Raw genomic sequence first — 21,008 nt, forward strand, 5'->3', positions numbered from 1 at the left:
TGAAAAGTTGTATTCAAAGGCAAGCTGAGTGTCTACAAGATCGGGGGAAGATCATGTTTTAGATTTGCTGCATAAAATGGGTTACGGCGCAAACCGCAATGATCTACAGCGGGTTGGTGGGTCAGGTGATGGTGGTATTGATGGCGTGATCTCGCTGGATAAGTTAGGCCTGGAAAAGGTGTATGTGCAAGCCAAACGCTGGCAAAGCAGCGTTGGCCGGCCAGAGATTCAGGGTTTTTATGGTGCCTTAGCTGGCCAGCGTGCTACTAAAGGCGTGTTTATTACTACCTCAGCCTATACCGCGCAGGCAGTTGAGTTTGCCAAATCAGTCGAACGTATTGTGTTGGTCGACGGTATTAAACTGGCAGAGCTGATGATTGACCACGAAGTTGGCGTATCGACCCGTATTGTCAAAATACCCAAGTTCGACAGCGATTATTTTGAAGATTAAGTTTGACGATGATTTTAAAAGACAAAACCCAAACCAGCTCGGCATCTATCAAACTGGATGCAGGCATTAAGCAAGAGCACGACGTAGCGTTTTACCTGCGCCGTGCTTACAAAAATCGTGACAACGTCATGGTGCTAAATGACTTGCGCATTGAGCACGATGGCGAAAGCGCGCAGATTGACCACCTTATTGTGTATACCTATGGCTTTATCGTGGTGGAATCAAAGAGCATTCGCGGTGAGGTAAAGGTTAATGAATACGGTGAGTGGACCCGCAGCTACCAGGGAAAGTGGAGTGGCATGCCATCGCCGATTAAGCAGGCTGAGCTGCAGTTAAAATTGCTAAAGCAATATCTGTGTGCCAATGCCGAAAAGGTCATTGGTAAATTTTTAGGAATTCAGCAAGGCCTGGGGGCACGTTGTTATGATGTGTTCTGTGCTATCTCAAGCGATACCGTTATCGACCGCGCCAATGCACCGAAAGACATTGCGGATAAATGGGTAAAGTCAGAGTTTATTACCGACGTTTTGGATAAAAAGATGAACTTTAAAAAGTTCTACAACGTTGTTGGTAAAATTTGCGACACCCGACCCCCATTTAACCAGCAAGAGCTCAACAATGTATGTCAGTTTTTGCTAGGTAATACGCCACAACATCAAAGTACCATAGATATTGGCCCCCATGTTGTTTGGCCTTTGCCAAGCAACATAAGCACTTCATCAAAGGCGCAATCTGGCAAAGCACCTGCGTTAGTCAACAACAGTGTTGTACCAACTGTGACTTCTGCGCGACAATTTAATACCAATAGCATAACCCTACAGTGCAAACACTGCGGTGATTGTAGTTCACTCACCACTCAATCCGGCCGTTATGGTTACTATGTTCAGTGTGGTGCATGTGGTCGCAATACGCCCTTAAAGCAGCCGTGTCCCTCATGCAATAGCCAGCGCACTAAAATAAGTAAACGTCGTGAGCTGTATCAACTGTTATGCTCGGATTGCGATAAATCCTTTTCAATTGTTCACTAGCCTAAAAGACGGTTCGGTAAATTACTGTTTTATGTCACTTCGGCATTTTTTTACAGCGCAGATTGCTTGTTAGCACATTACTGCCCATGAGCTTACTGCAAAGAAAGTTTAATTACTTGGCTGGTTTGTTATGCCCTGGCAAACTGTCATCGTGAAAACGGTTTTAATTTCTGGTGGTTAGGATGGCGCTTGAGTTTTATATCAATAAATTCCGAGAGTTAAATACAATGCGGCTGCAAGGACACAACAAACCGCATAAAGTGTGCATGTTGTTGGCTGTTATGGATTTGATAGAGTGCGGTGTGATTTATGAAAATCGCATCGTGTTTAATGACGCGCTAAAACAAAGTTTTACCCTTCATTTTCAGCGACTACGAGCAGGCAATGATCAAGACACCCCTGAGAATCCTTTCTACCATTTGACGTCAGAGGGCTTTTGGCACCTACAACCGGTAGTAGGTGTCGATTTAATTACTATCAGCGGTTTTAGCAAAAGCAAAATTGCTTATGCCTATTTGGATAATGGGCTTTTTGAGCTGATGCAAAGTAGCTTTGTTCGTTCAGATCTGCGTTTAGCGTTAACGCAAAACCTCACACGCTTGCCAGAGTTGTATAAACGTTGGTTGCTTGGTTTAGGTAATTCTGAAAAAACGGCCAAGAATTATTTAGGTGCGGTGCAGGGCGTTTTAACTGATTTGGTAAAAAGCCACCAGTTTGCACATGAAAATTTAACGGCCATTGGCTCGTTTCATGAATATAAGCGCGCGACTACGCCCCTTTACGAGTTGTCGGAGTTTCGTGAAAAAGACCTGCGCGGCAAAAAAATGTATAGCAGTGCGCTAAAGTCATATGGCGAGTTTTTGGCTGATTTGGGCCAGGTTGATGTTACCGCTGACGTTGACGACATTTTGCAAAGTGACAGTTTAAGCCCAACAGAAAAGTCTATTTTAGTTAGCGCCAGAGTGGGGCAAGGACAATTCAGGCAAAGGCTATTCGAACAATGGGACGGCTGCGCTGTTACAGGTTATAAAATGCCCGCAATATTAGTGGCATCGCATATTAAACCTTGGCGTTCGGCGAGCAATATCGAACGCTTAGATCCTAACAATGGATTGTTGTTAGTTGCCAATCTGGATAAAGCATTCGACAGGGGTTTTATCACTTTTAAAGATGATGGCCAGATTTTAGTGTCGACCTTACTTGAGCGACCAGAGGTATTAGGGATAACACACCAGATGCGTCTTACTGTTCGTGAGCAAAATGTAAAGTATCTGCAATATCATCGGGATTTATATCAAGAACGTTTCGCATCCTAAAAACATAAGGTTGCCAAATACAGGCACGCATTTAATCAGCTACTTTGGTAATTACTGCATTTAACCAGCTTTCTTGGCTGCGCTCGGGTCGAATGTCGGGGGTTTGCCAACTTTTAAGTAGTGTGAGGCTGCTTTGGGTGGCCAGCAGCATGTTTAATAATTCTTGGTTTAAATCAGTAAATAAACGGCCGCCTTGTTCGCGCTCTGCCGTGCCGTATTTAAACGAGACATACAGCACCGCACTGGGCCGCATGGCCCGTTGCAAGCGGGCAAAAACGTCGGGCAATTCTCCTTTGGCAACATGTAACAGGCTGGCACAGCACCAAATGCCATCATATTGCTCTTGTGCTTCTAATTGCTGAAAGGTTGTTAACTCAACCTTTTGCTGTAGGTTGATGCTGGCTATATTGACTAATTCTTGGCTGGCATCAAAGGCGCTAACGGTAAAACCCTGTTGTTTAAAGTAGCTGGCGTCACGCCCACTGCCGCAGCCAGCATCCAAAATATGGCCTTTAGGTTTTAGCAGCGGTAAAAATTCAGCGTACAAGGCAGACATATCCAGCAAAGCCGTAGACGCTGCAAAACTATCGGCATGTTGGTTGTAGTAATCGATTGTTTTATCGAACATTATTCAGCTTTTGATAGCAACAGATAAGCAAATCTAACACGGCTGTTTACTGGGTATAAACTATTTGTTGGCGATATCACTGTGAAATAATCTAGCCCAGTATTTTAAGTTGGTGGCTAACTTAAAATAAGTCTGTTTGTTGTTGAATGTTTCGGCCCTGAGTAACACGGTTACAAGGGCCTTGTACTATTGGATGATTATCGCTGGTGGTGGGCCGCCCAACAAGGTTGGAATAGGGCGGTACAGATGCTTACTGTGCAGCAGGGATTTCATAAAAAGGCCGCTGACTGGCCGGATAAATCGCCAGTTGGTCTAACACTATGCCGGTTTGATTAAACGCTAAACGGATGGTGTGCAAACCTGGCTGCTTAACAGTAAAAGCTAAGCCTAGGTTTTGACTATTTCGCAATATATTGGTTTTCCATTCTTCGCTTCTGCCTTGGGTATTGAGCTTGCTACTGCTTAGTGCTTTACCGTTTATAACAACGCTTACTTGATGATTAACGTCATTCGCATGGGTGGGCAAAAAACGCAGTTCGAGCTGATACTCACCGGGCGCTTTGATATTGATGTCATATTCCAGCCAAGGTTGTTGCTGCTCAAAATACTCTATTTTAAAAGGGCTTAATGTCATTGCTGCATTGCTGTAGCCCAGCCCTTGAACTGACTGCCATTGCACCTTTGGCTGTTGAGAGTGTCGGGCATACTCTTTGGCGTCAAGATACACCGTTTGGCTTTTGTCTATTGTTTGCTCAGTGGCGCTTTTTACAAAATCAAAGGTAGGCGCGTGAAACACCGGTAGGTTTCGCGGGGCCATCGACATCATGTATTGCCACTTACCTTGCTCTAACTGATTATAGTGTTCAGTTAATTGTTGTATCTGTGTATAAGCTTGCAGGGCAGCTTGCTTATACACCTCGCGCTGTGTTGGCGATGCACTGTTGGCAAGGAGTTGTTGATATAAAAACTTGTTGTTCATCGCCGCGGCGGCCTGAACAGGATATGCCACTAGTTCAAACCAGGCGCTTTGCCGATGGTGAGGGATACGTTTACTCAGCTTAGCAACTTGCTGTGTGAGCCGATGATAAGCGCTAATACGCGTTTCTGCTTCTATGTCGCTAAATTCACTGATTTGCGTTTTTGTGGTGGGTTCGGTTTGACTCCAGCCCATGTATTCAGGTTTACGTAACATGGCCAAACGATAGTATTCGCTCATAATGGCACTCACTTCTTCGGCCACGGCGTCGCCAAACTCGCGAGCGGCCCAATTGCTTAAATGAGTGGCAATATTTTCAGCGCTAATGCCGTCGATGTTCCAGGCTAAATCAAGAAAAAACTCTGTGGTATATTCGGCCGGTTTGATATCCCCAACGTTAGCTATCCAAATTTTGTTAGCCCCGTTTGCATAGGCTCGGGTCATTTCGTACCAAATAAGGCCTGGCTGGGTGGTACTTAACCACAAGTAATCATGGGGCCGCCCCCAATAACTCAGATGATAATAAACGCCACTGCCGCCCGGTCTTTGCAGCTCAGCGCCTTCGCTAAAACGGCGGATGTATCCGTAGTTATCGTCGGTCCACATTAAGGTCACATCTTCAGGTACCTGTAAGCCGCCATCATATAGTGGCAGCACTTCTTTGTAGGGAATAAACACCTGCGGAATATCAGTGATTGGTTTTTCTAATGTAGTGCTCAACATAGTACGTTGAGAAGCGAGGATTTCTCGCAAGATAGCGATGGAATCAGCATCGGATTTCGCGCCTTCCATTTTACTGTCATGCACGCCACGCATGCCTAAGGTAACGATGGTGTGTACATCAGATTTTTTTACGTCATTAATGCGTTGACGCCAGTATTCATCTAGTTTTGCCCTATTTTTAAAATAGTTGTAATCGCCAAATTTATCGTGGTCCCACTCCGCCACGTTGTTGCGCAGCATCGGTTCGGCATGAGAGCTGCCCACCACAATATGGTATTTAGCAGCCATGGCTGGATTACCGTCAACCGTGAAAAAGCCATTTGTACCTGGGTGCATGGCAGGCCAAATCGAATTGGCTTTTAGGCGCAGTAGTAACTGAAATATTTTCTCATACGTGCGCGGACCGATATTGCCGGAATTGGGATCAAATGTGCGCGCTGACCAAGGCCGTAAGCCCCAACCTTCATCATTTAAAAACACGCCTCGATACTGCACCGAGGGGCCCTGAATTGTCTGAATATCGGCAAAATCAACAGTGAGGATTTTTTGTGGCGTAGGCGTAACATCGGCCCACCATTGCCAGGGTGACACTCCCAAGCGTTCGGCTAGTTCAAATACCCCATAAACGGTACCGCGCACATCACTGCCAACGATGAGAAGATTTTTTGCACCTAGGTTGAAGGTAAAATGTTCCCATTTGCCTCGTAAGCCTTGGTGCTGGTCACGGGGTAAATTTGCATGCTGCACTATGTCATCATTTAGCTGACCTATCAGCACGCCATCTGCTGGCATCTGTTTCACTTGACTTAAGGTTGGACGACGCCCAGTGATGGTATGGATATCGTCAAGCAATTGATTGACCGCCCACTTAATGAGCGGGTCAGCCTCGTTATCAATGTAAAACTCGCTCACCTGCTGTAAGCCGACAAACTCAAATGTGGTAGGCGGTTTAGCTGCCTTATGTTGAGCAAACACCGATAAAAAAGGTAAATAACAACACGCAAAAATTAGCAGACATATGGGTTTAAAACAGGTTTGATTCATTGATAGTTACCTAAGCTGTTGCAATGCGTTGAACTGGACTGCGGACACACGCAAAGCGGAGCCATGACGACTCCCTTCAGGCATGACTAAGTGCTCAGACACATCTTGCCACTGCTGAAAATCTTTGGTGTACATAGCGCCATAACGATGCTCTGTGTATTGGTCAAAATAAACGTAGTGACCTTCATGGCTTGTTAATATGCTGGGGCCTTCAACCCATGTGTCTTTGGGCGAAAATGGATTGGCATTGAGGAGCCAAGGCCCCTCAATTGATGGGCCTGTTGCCACTAACAAATTTTTTGCTGGCGGATAGCGCGTTTCATCTTTTACGATCATCACATATTCGTTAGCAACCTGGGTAATGGTGGCATCGATGACGTTAAAGTCTGGCTGATAAAAGAGTTTTGTGGGGGTGTAATGCACAAAATCTTTAGTGGTCGTGGCAAATATGCGGTGATCCCAGCCTTTGTCGGCACTCGCTTCTGTTTGCGGATAAGTACCAGGTATCGTTGATGCCCAGTAAATGAAATATTGTTGTGTTAACTCATCCCAGGTTATCTCTGGTGCCCACGCGTTGCGGGCAGTGGGAAAGTCAGCCATAACAGCGAGGTATTGTTGTGCAGACCAATTAATAAGATCGCTAGAGTGCGCAAGGCCGATGCCCTTATCTTCCCATCCGGTGGTCCATACCATGTGAAAGATATTATCGGGGCCAAGAATAATGCAGGGATCTCGCAGCAACTTGCCACCAATTTGCGGGGTTAATACGCTTTGATCCTTATTTAATGGCTGCCAATTTAAACCATCTTGGCTATAGGCTAAATGCAGTCCATCTTCACCATTGCCGCGAAACGATGAAAATATATACACATCATCGGCCGGTAAGCGCTGATTGTGTTTCCCACAAGCGAACAACACCTGTATGGCCACCAAAAGTGTGGCAAAACGCAATATCTTACCCATTTTCACTTCCGATCTGCTGATAAAAAAAGGCTGACGAAAAGCCAGCCTTTGACAGGACACATTGAACAAAACGCTTTACACAATACCTGAGGTATTACCGCCCGTTGAAGGACGTGACTTGGCGACTAATTGGCGATAACCGGACTGACGATAGGTGGCGATTGGTTCAATCGCACCGCCAGCCCGATAACGTGCCATGGCCAATATGGGTGACACATCTAAGTTAAAGGCTTTTTTAAGTTCGTTACTGGCCATGATGGCATCGTTGGCAGTTTGATGGCCGTAAAGTGCGTCACGGTCAATCAATAGTGCTTTAACATACGAGCGTTGTACTTCAGCAGCAGAGTTGATCAAACTTTCAATTGGATCGGTGACATTGTGTGATTGATCCAACATGTAAGCCGGAGCAAAGCCTTCTTGCTGGCGGGCTTCGGCATCCACTAATTCATTGAAAATCAAGAATTGCTGATAGGGATGCAACGAGCCACTGTCGAGATCATCATCGCCGTATTTACTGTCGTTAAAATGGAATCCACCCAACTTTTTAAACTGGATCAGGCGCGATACTATCATTTCGATATTGACGTTTGGCGCATGGTGGCCTAGGTCAACCAACGATTTACACTTAGGTCCAAGCTCCATGGCGGCTAAGATATTGCTGCCCCAGTCTTGAATAACCGTTGAGTAAAACGCCGGTTCAAACATCTTGTGTTCGATATGCATTTCCCAGTCTGAGGGTAACTCTGCATAAATCTTTTTCATGCTTTCTAAATAACGCTCAAACGCGCGCTGAAAATGCTGTTGGCCAGGATGGTTAGAACCATCACCCACCCACACCGTTAAACTTTTGGCGCCGAGTGCTTGCCCATATTTGATGACATCGAGGTTATGCTCTATCGCTTGCTGACGGGTTGCCGCGTCAGTATGGCTTAAACTGCCATATTTATAAGAATGAGCCTGACCTTGCTGATCTTGAAAGGTATTTGAATTAACCGCAATCCACGACAAACCAAGTTCATCTGACTGTTGTTTTAACTCACTGAAGTCATCCACACAATCCCAAGGGAAATGCGGTGATACACTGTCAGTGCAGGCCGACATATCATTGATAACCGCACAGTCTTGCAGTTTTTCAAAAATATTACGAGGCTCGCCTATTCCGGCAAAACGCGCAAAACGGGTGCCGCCAGTACCGGTGCCCCATGAAGGCACGGCTATTTGAAACTTTTCAGCCGCTGCCGTCACGGTTTCAATATCAATACCACTGCGCGATAACTTTTCACCCAAATACGAGAAATCTTTGTTTAAATCATCGATATGGCGTTGGTTTTGCTCTTCAATAAAACTTTTTTCAATTCTTTGCATGTTCACTTATTCCTAATTAACGTAAGAAGGCTTCATGTAAGCCACCATCTACGCTTATGACTTGACCGGTTGTTTTGCTTAATTGCCCTGAAATTAATAAATAGGCAGCTTCAGCTTGGTCTGCTGGGGTAATAGCTTGTTTGGTTAAGGTACGCTGCGCATAAAAATTGGCTAATTTAGTGCGTAAGGCGTCTGTGTCTTCGCTTTCTTCAAAGGCAATATTGTATTTACTGAGTGAAGAAATCACGCGATCTCGAGGAAACATGGTACTGCCTTGCACAACAGTTGCGGGTGCAAGGGCGTTAACGTTAACAAGAGGTGCAAAACTCACGGCCAACTCGCGCACTAAATGGTTTGCTGCTGCCTTACTGGTATCGTAGGCCAATGAGCCTTTTTTCGAAACGGCCGCATTAACGCTGGTGGTAAGCACCATAGAGCCTTTCATATTTTGACGCTGCCATATGTGATTTGCTTCAGACCCAACAACATACCCGCCTTTGACGTTGACCCCAAAACTCAAATCAAAAATTTGGTCATTTTTGGTGTAATCATCGCCTTCAGCAAGAAAGACGCCTGCGGTGACAATTACATTATCAATACCGCCATAAGCTAAAATGACTTGGTCGAACATCGCTTTCACGCTTTCGCGCTTGGTGATGTCAACACCCAGCGCAATGGCGGGGCCACAACTTGAAATACCTGAACCAGCCACCCCAATGCCTTGCCCGTATTTTGCCGTCAACTCAGCGGCTGTCACTTCAGCTGCCTCGGTACGTAAGTCAGCACAAACCACATGAGCGCCTTCTTTTGCTACGCGATGTGCGGTTTCTTTTCCAATCCCGTCACCTGCGCCAATCACCACAACCACGTTTCGGGCTAAGGGGTTTTCTGCAGGCATGCGTTGTAACTTGGCTTCTTCTAAGGCCCAATATTCAATATCAAAGGCTTCTTGTACGGGTAAAGCGGTATATTCACTAATGGCTTCAGCGCCACGCATCACCTCAATGGCACAGTTGTAAAATTCAGCAGTAACCCGAGATTCACTTTTGTTTTTACCCCATGCAATTAAACCAACACCCGGAATTAAGACCACCGTAGGGCTGGGGTCACGCATGGCGGGAGAATCATCGCGTTTACACTGATTGTAGTATTTTGCATAGTCGTCACGATACTGTGCCAAACCCGCTTTAAAGTTGGCGACAAGGGTATCGAAACTGTCATTTTGTGGATCAAATTCAACCAACAGTGGTTTAATTTTAGTGCGAAGAAAATGGTCAGGGCACGAGGTGCCTAAGGCAGCAAGTCGTTTGGCATCATGACTATTTACAAAACGTAAGGTGGTATCATCGGTTTGCACCGTACCAATAAACTTCACTTTATCTGACAACAAACCACGAGCTACTGGCAAAAACTCCACTAACAAGGCATTCCGCTTGGTCTCGCTCATGCTTTGGTATTTTTGCCCACCAAAGGTCTGTTCGCCTTTGTCGTGTTGTTCAATGTAGCGAGCGGCTGTTTCGATTACCCATAAAGAGGTTTCGTAACATGACTTACTTTCTGATGACCAGTTGGTATGGCCATGCTGGCCCAGTAAAATACCTTCAATTTGTGGATTAGCGGCATAGGCGTCTTCACATACCTTGGCAGCTTCCCAACCAGGGCGCATCCACGGCACATACGCTAACTTACCACTCCAAATTTTGGCGGTTAAGGCTTCTTGGTCTTTACAAGATGCCACAGCGATGACGGCGTTTGGATGTAAATGATCGATATGCTTTTCAGAAATCATCGAATGCAAGGGCGTATCAATGGAAGAGGCACGGGGGTTCAAACAAAAATTACAATGTTTAAACATGCCCACCATGGCGTCTTCGCCAGCCGATTTGTAGCCTTTTTCTGGCAAGCTTTGATAAATGGTGTCTAGGGAATGTAATTTGGCTTCGTACAAAGAAGAAAAATTTTCTTTTTTCGAGGTACGTAAGTCACCCCCTGAGCCTTTTACCCAGAGCACTTCTACTTGCTCACCTGTTAAAGGATCGGTTTCCATCAATTTTGCTGAGGTATTACCACCACCCGTATTAGTAATACGCTGGTCTTCTCCTAATTTATTAGAGCGATAGACCAAGTTTTCTACTGGCTCGAGTTTGTCTGCGACTTCATCTTCCCAAAGATACTTAACGTGTCTAAATTCGCTTGGTTGGTATGCCATTGATGATTCCTGATTGCTAGGGCTAAAAATAACGTGCATAAAAAATAACACAATACATTAACAATCAATATACATCTGATTTAATCTTTGTCAATCATATTCAATCACTGGATGACGATTTTATGCTGAAAATGAAAATTATGAATCAGGCAGCAAAGCCTAGGCTAGGCCATCAGACTCAAAGAGTGAGGACAAACATTACTGCAAAGAATTGAGTAAACAGCAAAAGACCTGAGCCACCAACATCAGATGATAGGTTGATGGCCAACAGAAAGGGGTAACTCGCTATGGAGTTGTGAGAGGGTTTAGATGCTTAGTCTGACGCTTCAACAATGATAACTTCAATGCCTTCACGCTCAAAAATGGCGAGAATTTCTGGATCGGCATGGCTGTCGGTTATCACAATATCCACGTCACTTAGGGCACTGAAGATTAAATTACCTTTGACGCCGATTTTAGAACTATCAGCCAATACAATTAGTTTTTCCGCGCGCTTGCGCAGTTTTTGCTCTGCTCTTATAAGAAGCGGATCGGTCTCCATCACGCCATATTCGCTGATACCTGGCGTACCCATGAACATTTTACTGCCGTGATAATTCTGGATAGTGTCGTTTTCAAAAGCACTCAAGATGATGCTTTGTTTACGGTAAATTTCACCGCCCGGCAAGGTAATCTGATTGTCGCTGTTTTCTAGTAACTCTTGCGCTAATACAAAAGAGTTAGTCAAAATATTCATGCGCCGCTGGCGTAAAAACTCCGCCATCATATAGGTAGAACTGCCACCATTGATGATGATGGATTCATCGTCAGCGCATAACTCAACGGCTTTTTGCGCTATGCGGCGTTTGGTATTGGGATGGCGTTCTTTGGCGGCTAAAAAAGCACTACCAGAGATTTTCCGAACAACTTTGTCTTTTGCTGCAAGGACTTCGGCGCCGCCACGAATTTTCTTGATTTGTTTGGTTTCGGCCAGTTTATTTAAATCACGTCGAATGGTCGCTTCAGAGGAGTTGAGCTGTTCACACAACACTTTAACACTGGCAAAGGTATTTTCTTCAAGCAAATCTAAAATAAGCTGTTGGCGCTGTTTTTCTAACATAAACACTCTCCAGTCGTGCGGCTAACGAGACACTAACCGCTATATCCTAATGGCTGCAAGAAGCGATAATAAGGTAACTAGCCAAGGGCACAATACAGCCTCATTTACTCAGTTAAAATCAAAATTCCTGCATAAGTTACAAAAGTATACAACATTCTCATCATAATCAATCAAGTTTTAATTTTTTGATTGATTAAGACTCAAATTAAATCAAAAAGATGTGCAAACCACGCATGATAAAAATCAATTAAGTAAAGTTAACCAGTGCTGTTTATAAGCGATAAGTTCATCAAACTCACTGGCATAACACCTGTCGTGATGTAAAGCCGCACTGGCTTTGTGCCATTGGCTTAGCATGGCGGCGCCTTGTACTGTGCCGCTGCCATCTGACGACAAGTACAGAGATTGATCTTGGCGCAACTGCGCAACTAATTGGCACATCAGCCGGTTTTGGATAAACGCCCCTTCAATATAAATATTACCGCAGGCATTGAGCTGACTTAATTGATAATCAATCATTAACGCGCAGTACAATGTTGCAATCGCTTGGGCATACTGGCTCTTAGCAGGCGCTTGAATCACCGGAAGGTTACCACCAAAGGGGCCATTACCTTCGCTAAAATCAGGCGTTACCATGTACTGCTGTTGCAGTACGTGCAGTAAAGCCTGCTCGGACTCATCTTGCACAACATCACCGCCTAACTTGGCGCAAATAGTCTCGTACTCTCTGCCACCCATAAAGCGCGCGCACGCGACAGGATGGCCATTGACGTCAACGTTGGCCAGCATGTCTTTACGCTCGTCCAAGCTCACTCCCTGTGCAGATGACATCAATATGGTCCATGTGCCACTTGAGATCACAGTGAAATCTTGTTTATTCTGAGACTGTAGATAGCGTAAATAACTGGCGTTACTATCATGCAATCCGCCAAACACACGGCATTGAGCTGATAAACCTGTTAAATGGGCCACGGAGGCTTGCACCTTTGCGACCTCTAACCACGCACTAGTAGGTTTACCTAATCGCTTTGACCAAGCCAATTTTTTCACTAACGAAGAATATTGCTTAGTGGCCGGCGCCCACAAATCGGTATGACAACCTAAAGACGTGACTTCTGTGCTGCAGTGGCCGGTTAAACGCCAGATCCAATATTGCGGGTACATAAGAATATGGCTGGCTTGCGCAAATTCAGTAGGAAACTTTCGGCTCAACCAAAACAGTTGTCGCCCCAGATTTAAGCCTGCGGGCAGAGCAGGTGAAAAGGTCTCAGAAAAATCAGGCCTAAGCTGATTGTATTCAGCGGCAAAATCGTTGATATCGCTATATTCATAATCGAGGATAGGCAAAGTGAGAGCTCGTTCATGTGATAAAGCGGGATTGACTAGGGCCGCAGTCGCACCATGTGTGGTTACTACGATATCAGTGATGGACTCGGTTATCGTCCAATCAGACAAGGTGGCGACTAACCAATGCCAAATGCCCTCAACATCAGCCTGTGGATAAGGCTGCCCTTGAAGCACCTGATTTTTTGTCTTAGCTTCAATCAGCGGCTGCAAATTACAATCTACAACCTGCAATTTTACATGGGTTTTACCAATATCAAATACTAAGGTAACTTGCTCACTCACTTCAACACCAACCATAATCAGTCAAAATCAATCAATAATCGAATGTTTACATTGTTTTCACAATTTGTCTATTAAAAGACAGGGCAGGCTCAGTGCGTTAAAAATGCGCCAAAGTCTGTGGCATTTATTCGTTTTAGTCTTACAGAGTTTGTGTAAACCAATGCAGGGTGTGAGCAATGACCCTTTTGGCATAATTCTTTTGAGGGTCGAGCACATGAAAAATATGGTCGGCCCCACTGAGTAAATAAAATTCTTGAGGCTGGGCGTGAGTGGCAGCAAAAATGCTATTTTCTTGTGGTTTTACAAAATCATCGCTGCCGCGAATCGACAGCAGTGCGCCATAATAGTTTTTTAAGGGCGTGAAAACATCATAACCCAGCAAACCTAATAGGTGCTGACGCGTGATAGTTAATTCTACCCAAGATTGCATTTTCCCTTCACCTTCCGTTAATACCTGTTGAATTAACGCAGGTGACATTTCTGTCATTAAATCTGCAGGATCACCGGCACTAGACCACAGCACCACACTTTTTATGGCTTGCGGATTCTTTCCTACCAAAGCCAATGCGGTGGACCCGCCTAGGCTAAATCCCACAACACCAATTTGTTCTTGTGGGTAGGTTTGGCGCAAATAGTTCAAACCAGTTTGTGCATCGTCGATACGACTGGCGAAGGTGCTCGTTAAGGTATATTGCGTGAGTTCTCGTTCACTTTCTCCGCGAATATTGATACGAAGCGAGGCGTAACCGTGGTCAGCAAGTTCAGCAGCTAAGTGCTGAAACATATCACCCACTTCGTTCATCTGACTCGCCCAACCATGGATCAGCAGCACAGCACCCTTAACCTTGGTATTCTGCCCCGTAACTACGCCATCGTTATGTATAGCAAGCAGGCCGTTTTTTAAGGTCACTTGCTGTTCGGCGCTCGTTGCGTCAAGGGAAACTACCATGGTCATCATGGCTAAAATGCAACTTATAACAAAGCAAGTATCGGATTTAGAGAAAGACATTTTTCGCTCTTTTTTCAACTGGGTAGCCCTAAAATAAAGAAGCTGCAGCACAGAATCAATCGAATAAGCTGCAATCAGTGAAAGTCATTTTTATCTCAATACCAACAACGAGAGGTTTTATTACCTGAAAATATTACACAGCCCATGGAAATATTTACCCCGTATTGCTCATCTAAAACGACTCTTTGCACCCACAAGCCTTATAAATCAGCTTATGCTGAGTGTGGTCTGAACTTTGCTCCGTTACTTGGTGAGTAAAAATTTTGATAGAGACTAAAGTCATTTCATTCTGGAGAAATACCATGTATGCAGGATTACGAGATATTAAACGATTCACTATTGCCGCTACTGATGGCGACATTGGAGTAAGTAAAGATTTTCTATTTGACGACCGAGCGTGGACAATTCGATATATGTATGCCGACACGCACAGATGGCTGCCCTTAGGCGATAAAGTATTAATTTCTCCCATTTCGTTGAGTCGTTTTGATATCGAAAATGAAAAAATCGAAGTGAACTTAACGAAGCAAATGGTCAAAGACAGCCCCTCTGTTGATGACCATTTAACCGTTTCACGAGAATACGAAGAACTGTATTACAGATATTTTGGTTATGGTTATTATTGGACAGGCCCCGGCGCGTGGGGTGAATACGCTCATCCTACTGCACTGTCACAAATTACCCCCGCTCGTAGTGCGGAGGAGCTGTCTCGTTCTGCATTAGTAGAGGGCGTTGAAAGTAATCACCTTCGCTCTATTGACGAACTTCAGGGCTATACCATCAAAGCGAGAGACGGGGAATTTGGGCAAATACACGATCTTATCCTCGACACCAACAACTGGGAGATCCCCTTGATTATTGTTGACACCCATCAATTACTGCCAGGGGGTAAAAAAGTGCTAATTGCTCCTAAACACATCAAAGAGATCAATTGGTTAGAGCAAAAGGTCGTGTGCACTTTAAGCGAAGATGAGATTAAACACTGCCCCGAGTTTGACCACGCACTGTTAGGTGATCGTATCTATCAAGAGCAGATGAAAGCCAAGTTACTCGCGTTATAAGATCTGCGAACTAGAGATGAGCTCAAGGCAGCAACCTTGAGCCCATCTTCAGAGGTGAATAATAACCTTAACGGTGACCTTTACTTAATTCGTACAAACGATTAGATAACTCTGAAGACGATTGACTCACTCGGGCTAATTCGCTCGCGTCTTTTGAATTCAGATCGTTGCTCATCCTGATACTCTCTGCGAGGTGATTAATCTCACCAGACACACTGGATTGCTCACTGGCCGCCACCGCGATTTGCGAAGTACTTTGCCCAATACCGGTAAACACCTCAATAATTTCTCTGAATCCGGCGATAACCTTTTCGCTACGCTTCAAAGACTCAATTGACATCGATTGTGAACTGACAATCACCTCCACCCCCTTAGCCGCAGAAGCTTGAAGTTGGGCAATCATTCCTTCTATTTTATTGGCTGACTCTTGTGAGCGTCCTGCTAAGGTACGCACCTCGTCTGCGACGACAGCAAATCCTCTGCCTTGCTCACCTGCTCGTGCTGCTTCAATTGCGGCGTTCAGCGCCAGTAAATTGGTTTGCTCAGAAATGCTTTTTATCACGTCTAACATTGCTCCCATTTGTTGAGCATCTGAGGCCAATCGATTAATAATATCTGCCGTTTGCTGCAACACCGCTGACAATGCTTCATTGGCTTTGCTATTTTCGATGACGTCATCCATACGACGATGGACTAAACCTTGCGTTTCATCCACAGATTCAGAGGTGGCTTTAGTATTTTGTGCGACTTCAGCTGCACTGGCAGACATTTCAGTGATGGCGGCTGCTAACATATTATTTTCGGTTAGTTGTGATTCTGCTCGCCCTTTCAATACTGATGCCATATCACTTAATTGTTTAGCCCGTACTTTTGACTCAGAAGCCTCTTCGGCAATTTGACCTAACAAACCATTTAAATGCTCGCCATATTGGTTGACTGCTTCTTTCAATTTACCGATTTCATCCAAGCGTTCAATGCGCAGTTTTGCAGTACTTCCTCCACTAATGAGCATGCGTATTTGCTCAGTCGTTTCATTGACCCAAGCCATGACCTTATTAGCATTAAAAATCAAGATACCCACAAAGAGCAAAATCATTGGAATTAAGGTAGCGTACAGGCTCAAGCTCAAATTGTTCACAGGCTCTTGAATAATTTCATCTGGCAGTACTATCCCTATTTTTAAACCTTCGTCGGGCATATCCAATACAGCTAACAAAGACGCACTACCTTTAACCACTCCCTTTGGCAGCTCACTTATCGCTTGGCCGCTATTTATTGCCGTTTGCAGAGGCCTTAAACTACTGTCTTTGGCTGCAACCTCATCAAGTTTTAACATATCCAACGAGTTAGAGCGGATGCTAGGAAAGCTGATGATTTGTTGGCCCTGTCCTAGTACAAAACTAAAGCCACCGGATTCTTGATTTTGACGTTGAAACAACTGGTCTAATCCGGCCAACATTAAGTCCACCGTAGCCACTCCCCAAAAACGCCCCTCTCGATTAATGGGTACGGTGCAAGTCACCATCGCGGTGCCACTGGAAGTATCCTCGTAGGCTTCTGACCAAGCGCATTGCCCTGCTTTTAAGGTGCGCCCCACGGTATACCAAGCTTCATTGTGATAACCATTACCATCGGCTTGATTGTAATCATCCACTTTTTCTAACTGCCCTGTCTTGTTGCGCGCCCAAAAAAATGCGTTTCTTTCTACACCGTTACTGAACATATTGGGTTCAGGCCAAATACCACCTCCCGCTATATTAGTGTTGCCAAAATGGTCAATAATAGTGGGGAATATTTGTAAAAACGCCGATTCTTGTAATGGCACTGTTTGCGCCAGCGCAGCGATGCTTTGCGTTACCACGGCTCCCTTGCTCAGCTCAGTTCTCACCTCATTTGCGCTGGCCAATACCCGCAGTAACTCTTTTTTTTCTACTTCTTTTTGCATCAGTGGCAAGGCAAGCGTTTGCATCACCACATAAATGAGTACGATGGCGGTCACAAGTAAACCTGCACTGAGAAAACTCGCTTTACTCGATATTAATAACGCTTTTTTATCCATAGTTATCGCCTTTATTTTTTGGGTGAATTTGTATTGGTTTATCGGTAACGCGGCGTTTAGCCAACAAGGTGTAACACATCAAATGTAACGCTTTTTCTATCGGCAGCGACAGACAAAATAGGATAAAAAATCAACAACTATCATAATAAATAGCATAAAAACCCATGCCGAGAAATGTTTAGTCATGCATCTCAATTAAAGAATAGTTTTGGTAGAGGTCAACAAAAAATATAGTTGAGTCGATGACTTAGCACAGATGAAGGGAATGTTCTGGGCCAAAAAAGAGTTTGTTATTCCACCCTACACTTACGCAATATAAATACATAGTGAAAAGCACGTTATCTTAACAAACACGAGGTTAAAAAGGGCTAGGGCATTGCCCTTGCGTTAGCTCACCACTGCTTGGATGCAAAAAATCGATATCACGGGCGTGCAGCAGCAAACGCTCTGCCATGGGCTGACTCCCCTCTGCGTGATACAAGTCACAGCCCACTATTGGGTGGCCTATCAATAAACTATGAATGCGTAATTGATGGGTGCGACCCGTTAGCGGGGAATACTCAACCAAAGTACGGCGAGGCTTATCAAAACGCTGTAGCACCACATAGTCGCTTATCGCTGTTTTACCTGTTGCATGGCAAATTTTAACACGGGGGAAATGGTGCACATCTTTGGCGATAGCAGCACTTATTTGCCCATGCTCATGTTCAAGCCAGCCGTCTAACATGGCAACATAGCGTTTTGTAATACTGCCAGCTTGAAACTGTTTGTTCAGATGTGTGGTTGCTGCACGGTGCAAACCCACCACCATAATACCTGAGGTACCAAAGTCGAGTCGGTGCGGCAAACTGGCCTGTAAAAAAGCGGGACTTTCGCCCTGTTGGCCGTGCACTAAACGGTGATGAACAGAATCCCAATTAAGGGGGTTTTTACCTGATAAACTCAACAAACCGCTGGGTTTGTTAATCAATAAAATATCGTTATCTTGATAGAGGATCCTAACTACCCCCTTGCACGGAGGCGCAACAAAGTCGTCAACAATCGCTTGGTTTGTCATGCTGTTGGGACCTTTAGCGCTGGTGCAAGAGTTTGATAATTCGTCCATAAATGACCTCTGTGGTGGTCCACGAGTTACCGCCGCTGGTATTAACAAATTGAATCACTACCGTATCAATATCAGGATGATAACGGGCGATACTGGAGTAGCCCGGCACTAAGCCAGTATGCTCAAACACGTAAATTGAAGCGTAAATGGCTTGCTCTTGTTCGTTCAGCAATGAACCGTCATTTAAGGCCCGCAAAAACGTGCCAACGTCCTCTGCGCTGGCAATCATTGAACCGCTCGCACCTACATGAGGCTGAGTTTTTAAATCGCCATCGTAACCAATGAAATACCCACTCGAAAGCTCGGCTAAATTCACTTCACTGGGCACATTAAACGTACGCCTTAAGCCAAGCGGCATTAATATTTGCTCGGTGATGTAGCGATGATGGCTGTAACCCAAGGTTTTATCTAAAATGTTACCAATCAACAAATAATTAGTATTGGAGTATTGATAGCTTTCATCTGGTGCAAACTCAGCGGGTTTATCTAAACCAAACGTTAACAACTCACTGCTATGGGTTGGCATGTTGTCCCAAGGAAAGTCAGGATCATCGGTAAAATTAAAGATACCACTGCGATGCTGAACCAACATACGAAGGGTAATGCTCTGTGCATGCTCTATTCTGTTAGCCAACTCTGGTAAATACTCTGCTAGGGTGCCATCCAGAGATAGGCGCTGCGCAGCAACCAGCTTAGCCGTTGCTGCCGCGATATAGAGTTTACTAATACTGGCAATTTTAAATAACACATGGGGATCAGCCGGGGTTTTAGTATCTCTGTTGTTGAAGCCAGCTGCATAAAACTCAGGCGCATTATCAGCCTGCTGCACATAAACAATAATACCGTCTAAGTCATACTTAATGGCATCATCTAGCTGCTCTTGGATCGAATCAGGCAAAGGGCTCAAATACATCAAGCCCGCTTGCCACGGGGCCCAAAGAAAAATGCACAGCACTGCAATCAGCGGCATAATAATGCGAAGAATACGAGTAGTCAGTGGTGTTTTTTTCACGTTTTTCTCTCTATTTTTGACAGGCAATTACCTATAGGCCTTCGCCGTTAAAGGACAAGGTAAGCAGTGCTTGTCGGCTTGAATAAATCACTGGCAATGCACCTTTATATGGATATTAGCACTGTGTTAATTCTTCAAAGTTTATCAGTAATATTTTCAGAGATGGAAACTAAACTCCTTTTTCAACAAAACAATCAGCCAGGTATTTTTTTCTTAACACAGCTTGTTAGGCCAATGATTATAAGCCTTCCGAGAATTTTACTAGCCCAAGCTCTCATTCTGGTGTGCTTTGTGCTCCCTTGTAAGTGACAGCTATTTCACCCTTGCTTAGCGGTAAAATAATCGCGGCCACAACGGAGAACTTTATGAACAAATATGTATTATCTGCAGTAGTTGGTTCCATTTCTTTGGCATTAAGCAGCGTAAGTTACGCAGACGACCATGCCACATCGGTAACCATGAACGATCTAAAAACCGGTAAAAGCATCGGCACTATTATGGTCAGTGACTATGATGATGACGGCGTGGTGTTTACACCCAATCTAAGCGGTTTAGCCCCTGGACTTCATGGCTTTCACATTCATCAACATGGTGATTGTTCAACTAGCATGAAAGACGGAAAAAAAGTCTTAGGTGGTGCAGCCGGTGGACACTTTGATCCCGAAGATACCGGTAAACACAGTGTTCCTTGGTCTGAGGAAGGTCACGAAGGTGATTTACCCACTTTGTTTGTAGACGAAGATGGTCATGCCACTCATCCAGTTTTTGCGCCAGAGCTTGAACTTGAAGACATTCAAGGACGCGCCATCATGATCCATGCCGGTGGTGACAACTATTCTGATACCCCCAAGCCATTAGGCGGTGGCGGGGAGCGAGTAGCCTGCGGCGTTATTTCAAAATAATTAGTCCAGTGGGTCAGGTAAATCACCTGACCCTATGTGGCTAAAAGCATGCTATTTTTCTTCTTCTGCAGTGCCAAAGTGAGGCCCTCCAACCTTGTTGGACAAGGACAAAACTAAATCTACTTAGTCAAGTCGCGTAGGGACGAGAGTTTGGCTGCAGAGCGGCCTTTCTTGCTTACTTCTTTCGGCCGCTCGAAAGAAGTAAGGTCGAGCGACAAGGATGGCGCCCGAAAATGAGTCGAGTCAGAAACTCGTTCACGATGATCGTTACTTGGGCTTCACGTCCATGTGAAGCGTTAACCGAGGCGAAGCTATGCTACTAACTAATTCCGTTTCACCCCTGTCCTGGTGCATATGGGAATATGAGAGATTGGTAATATTCCAAGCTGTGCTGTGGTTTTTCAAGGCCTGCGGGTAGGGCCATGTTTG

Annotated in this window: 16 protein-coding genes; 5 read left to right on the forward strand and 11 right to left on the reverse strand. The window is 44.9% G+C overall.

Features of this window, described 5'->3' with window-relative positions; all coding sequences use genetic code 11:
• Positions 1-28 precede the first annotated feature (28 nt).
• From NWQ57_RS05230 to NWQ57_RS05240, 3 genes are all read left to right on the forward strand, one after another.
• Entirely contained in the window at positions 29-451 is a 423-nt protein-coding gene (locus NWQ57_RS05230) for a restriction endonuclease (RefSeq protein WP_306021080.1), read from the forward strand.
• Positions 452-459: 8 nt separating this feature from the next.
• Positions 460-1,479, forward strand: coding sequence for a nuclease-related domain-containing protein (locus tag NWQ57_RS05235; protein ID WP_306021095.1), 1,020 nt, complete (start codon positions 460-462; stop codon positions 1,477-1,479).
• A gap of 182 nt (positions 1,480-1,661) precedes the next feature.
• Positions 1,662-2,795 (forward strand): HNH endonuclease, encoded by a 1,134-nt coding sequence (locus NWQ57_RS05240; RefSeq protein ID WP_306021081.1) that lies wholly within the window; start codon positions 1,662-1,664, stop codon positions 2,793-2,795.
• A 31-nt stretch (positions 2,796-2,826) separates the two neighbouring features.
• On the opposite strand, the gene NWQ57_RS05245 is transcribed toward NWQ57_RS05240, so the two are convergent.
• The 8 genes from NWQ57_RS05245 to NWQ57_RS05280 form a co-directional block, all read right to left on the reverse strand.
• Positions 2,827-3,423 (reverse strand): bifunctional 2-polyprenyl-6-hydroxyphenol methylase/3-demethylubiquinol 3-O-methyltransferase UbiG, encoded by a 597-nt coding sequence (locus NWQ57_RS05245; protein ID WP_306021082.1) that lies wholly within the window; start codon positions 3,421-3,423, stop codon positions 2,827-2,829.
• A gap of 250 nt (positions 3,424-3,673) precedes the next feature.
• Entirely contained in the window at positions 3,674-6,166 is a 2,493-nt protein-coding gene (locus tag NWQ57_RS05250) for a glycosyl hydrolase 115 family protein (RefSeq protein WP_306021083.1), read from the reverse strand.
• 6 nt (positions 6,167-6,172) lie between these two features.
• On the reverse strand, positions 6,173-7,129 hold the full coding sequence (locus tag NWQ57_RS05255) for a glycoside hydrolase family 43 protein (protein WP_306021084.1): 957 nt from the start codon (positions 7,127-7,129) through the stop codon (positions 6,173-6,175).
• Between the two features lie 75 nt (positions 7,130-7,204).
• The gene (rhaI, locus tag NWQ57_RS05260) at positions 7,205-8,494 is read right to left on the reverse strand and encodes an L-rhamnose catabolism isomerase (RefSeq protein WP_306021085.1); all 1,290 of its coding nucleotides are present in this window, start codon (positions 8,492-8,494) and stop codon (positions 7,205-7,207) included.
• Positions 8,495-8,510: 16 nt separating this feature from the next.
• Positions 8,511-10,703, reverse strand: coding sequence for a bifunctional rhamnulose-1-phosphate aldolase/short-chain dehydrogenase (locus NWQ57_RS05265; RefSeq protein ID WP_306021086.1), 2,193 nt, complete (start codon positions 10,701-10,703; stop codon positions 8,511-8,513).
• 313 nt (positions 10,704-11,016) lie between these two features.
• Positions 11,017-11,802, reverse strand: coding sequence for a DeoR/GlpR family DNA-binding transcription regulator (locus NWQ57_RS05270; protein WP_306021087.1), 786 nt, complete (start codon positions 11,800-11,802; stop codon positions 11,017-11,019).
• 243 nt (positions 11,803-12,045) lie between these two features.
• Positions 12,046-13,431 (reverse strand): FGGY-family carbohydrate kinase, encoded by a 1,386-nt coding sequence (locus NWQ57_RS05275; RefSeq protein ID WP_306021088.1) that lies wholly within the window; start codon positions 13,429-13,431, stop codon positions 12,046-12,048.
• 139 nt (positions 13,432-13,570) lie between these two features.
• A complete protein-coding gene (locus NWQ57_RS05280) occupies positions 13,571-14,440 on the reverse strand; it encodes an alpha/beta hydrolase (RefSeq protein ID WP_306021089.1) in 870 nt (289 codons plus the stop codon).
• Between the two features lie 263 nt (positions 14,441-14,703).
• On the opposite strand from NWQ57_RS05280, the gene NWQ57_RS05285 reads away from it, so the two are divergent.
• On the forward strand, positions 14,704-15,501 hold the full coding sequence (locus NWQ57_RS05285) for a PRC-barrel domain containing protein (RefSeq protein ID WP_306021090.1): 798 nt from the start codon (positions 14,704-14,706) through the stop codon (positions 15,499-15,501).
• 67 nt (positions 15,502-15,568) lie between these two features.
• Here the strand turns inward: NWQ57_RS05285 and NWQ57_RS05290 are convergent, their stop codons facing one another.
• The 3 genes from NWQ57_RS05290 to NWQ57_RS05300 form a co-directional block, all read right to left on the reverse strand.
• Positions 15,569-17,560 (reverse strand): methyl-accepting chemotaxis protein, encoded by a 1,992-nt coding sequence (locus NWQ57_RS05290; protein WP_306021091.1) that lies wholly within the window; start codon positions 17,558-17,560, stop codon positions 15,569-15,571.
• A gap of 358 nt (positions 17,561-17,918) precedes the next feature.
• Positions 17,919-18,617, reverse strand: coding sequence for an RluA family pseudouridine synthase (locus tag NWQ57_RS05295; RefSeq protein WP_306021092.1), 699 nt, complete (start codon positions 18,615-18,617; stop codon positions 17,919-17,921).
• A gap of 13 nt (positions 18,618-18,630) precedes the next feature.
• Entirely contained in the window at positions 18,631-19,677 is a 1,047-nt protein-coding gene (locus NWQ57_RS05300) for a serine hydrolase (RefSeq protein ID WP_306021093.1), read from the reverse strand.
• A gap of 365 nt (positions 19,678-20,042) precedes the next feature.
• Between NWQ57_RS05300 and sodC the strand changes: the two genes are divergently transcribed.
• Complete coding sequence (gene sodC / locus NWQ57_RS05305; protein ID WP_306021094.1) at positions 20,043-20,579, forward strand: superoxide dismutase [Cu-Zn] SodC; 537 nt, start codon at positions 20,043-20,045, stop codon at positions 20,577-20,579.
• Positions 20,580-21,008 lie beyond the last annotated feature (429 nt).

The sequence above is a fragment of the Paraglaciecola sp. genome (assembly GCF_030730205.1).
Lineage (GTDB): Bacteria > Pseudomonadota > Gammaproteobacteria > Enterobacterales > Alteromonadaceae > Paraglaciecola.

Excerpts from the sequence above, each read along its gene's own strand:
- NWQ57_RS05235 (WP_306021095.1), top strand. The coding sequence starts at position 460 with ATGATTTTAAAAGACAAAACCCAAACCAGCTCGGCATCTATCAAACTG.
- NWQ57_RS05240 (WP_306021081.1), top strand. The coding sequence starts at position 1,662 with ATGGCGCTTGAGTTTTATATCAATAAATTCCGAGAGTTAAATACAATG.
- NWQ57_RS05245 (WP_306021082.1), bottom strand. The coding sequence starts at position 3,423 with ATGTTCGATAAAACAATCGATTACTACAACCAACATGCCGATAGTTTT.
- NWQ57_RS05250 (WP_306021083.1), bottom strand. The coding sequence starts at position 6,166 with ATGAATCAAACCTGTTTTAAACCCATATGTCTGCTAATTTTTGCGTGT.
- NWQ57_RS05255 (WP_306021084.1), bottom strand. The coding sequence starts at position 7,129 with ATGGGTAAGATATTGCGTTTTGCCACACTTTTGGTGGCCATACAGGTG.
- rhaI (WP_306021085.1), bottom strand. The coding sequence starts at position 8,494 with ATGCAAAGAATTGAAAAAAGTTTTATTGAAGAGCAAAACCAACGCCAT.
- NWQ57_RS05265 (WP_306021086.1), bottom strand. The coding sequence starts at position 10,703 with ATGGCATACCAACCAAGCGAATTTAGACACGTTAAGTATCTTTGGGAA.
- NWQ57_RS05270 (WP_306021087.1), bottom strand. The coding sequence starts at position 11,802 with ATGTTAGAAAAACAGCGCCAACAGCTTATTTTAGATTTGCTTGAAGAA.
- NWQ57_RS05280 (WP_306021089.1), bottom strand. The coding sequence starts at position 14,440 with ATGTCTTTCTCTAAATCCGATACTTGCTTTGTTATAAGTTGCATTTTA.
- NWQ57_RS05290 (WP_306021091.1), bottom strand. The coding sequence starts at position 17,560 with ATGGATAAAAAAGCGTTATTAATATCGAGTAAAGCGAGTTTTCTCAGT.
- NWQ57_RS05295 (WP_306021092.1), bottom strand. The coding sequence starts at position 18,617 with ATGACAAACCAAGCGATTGTTGACGACTTTGTTGCGCCTCCGTGCAAG.
- sodC (WP_306021094.1), top strand. The coding sequence starts at position 20,043 with ATGAACAAATATGTATTATCTGCAGTAGTTGGTTCCATTTCTTTGGCA.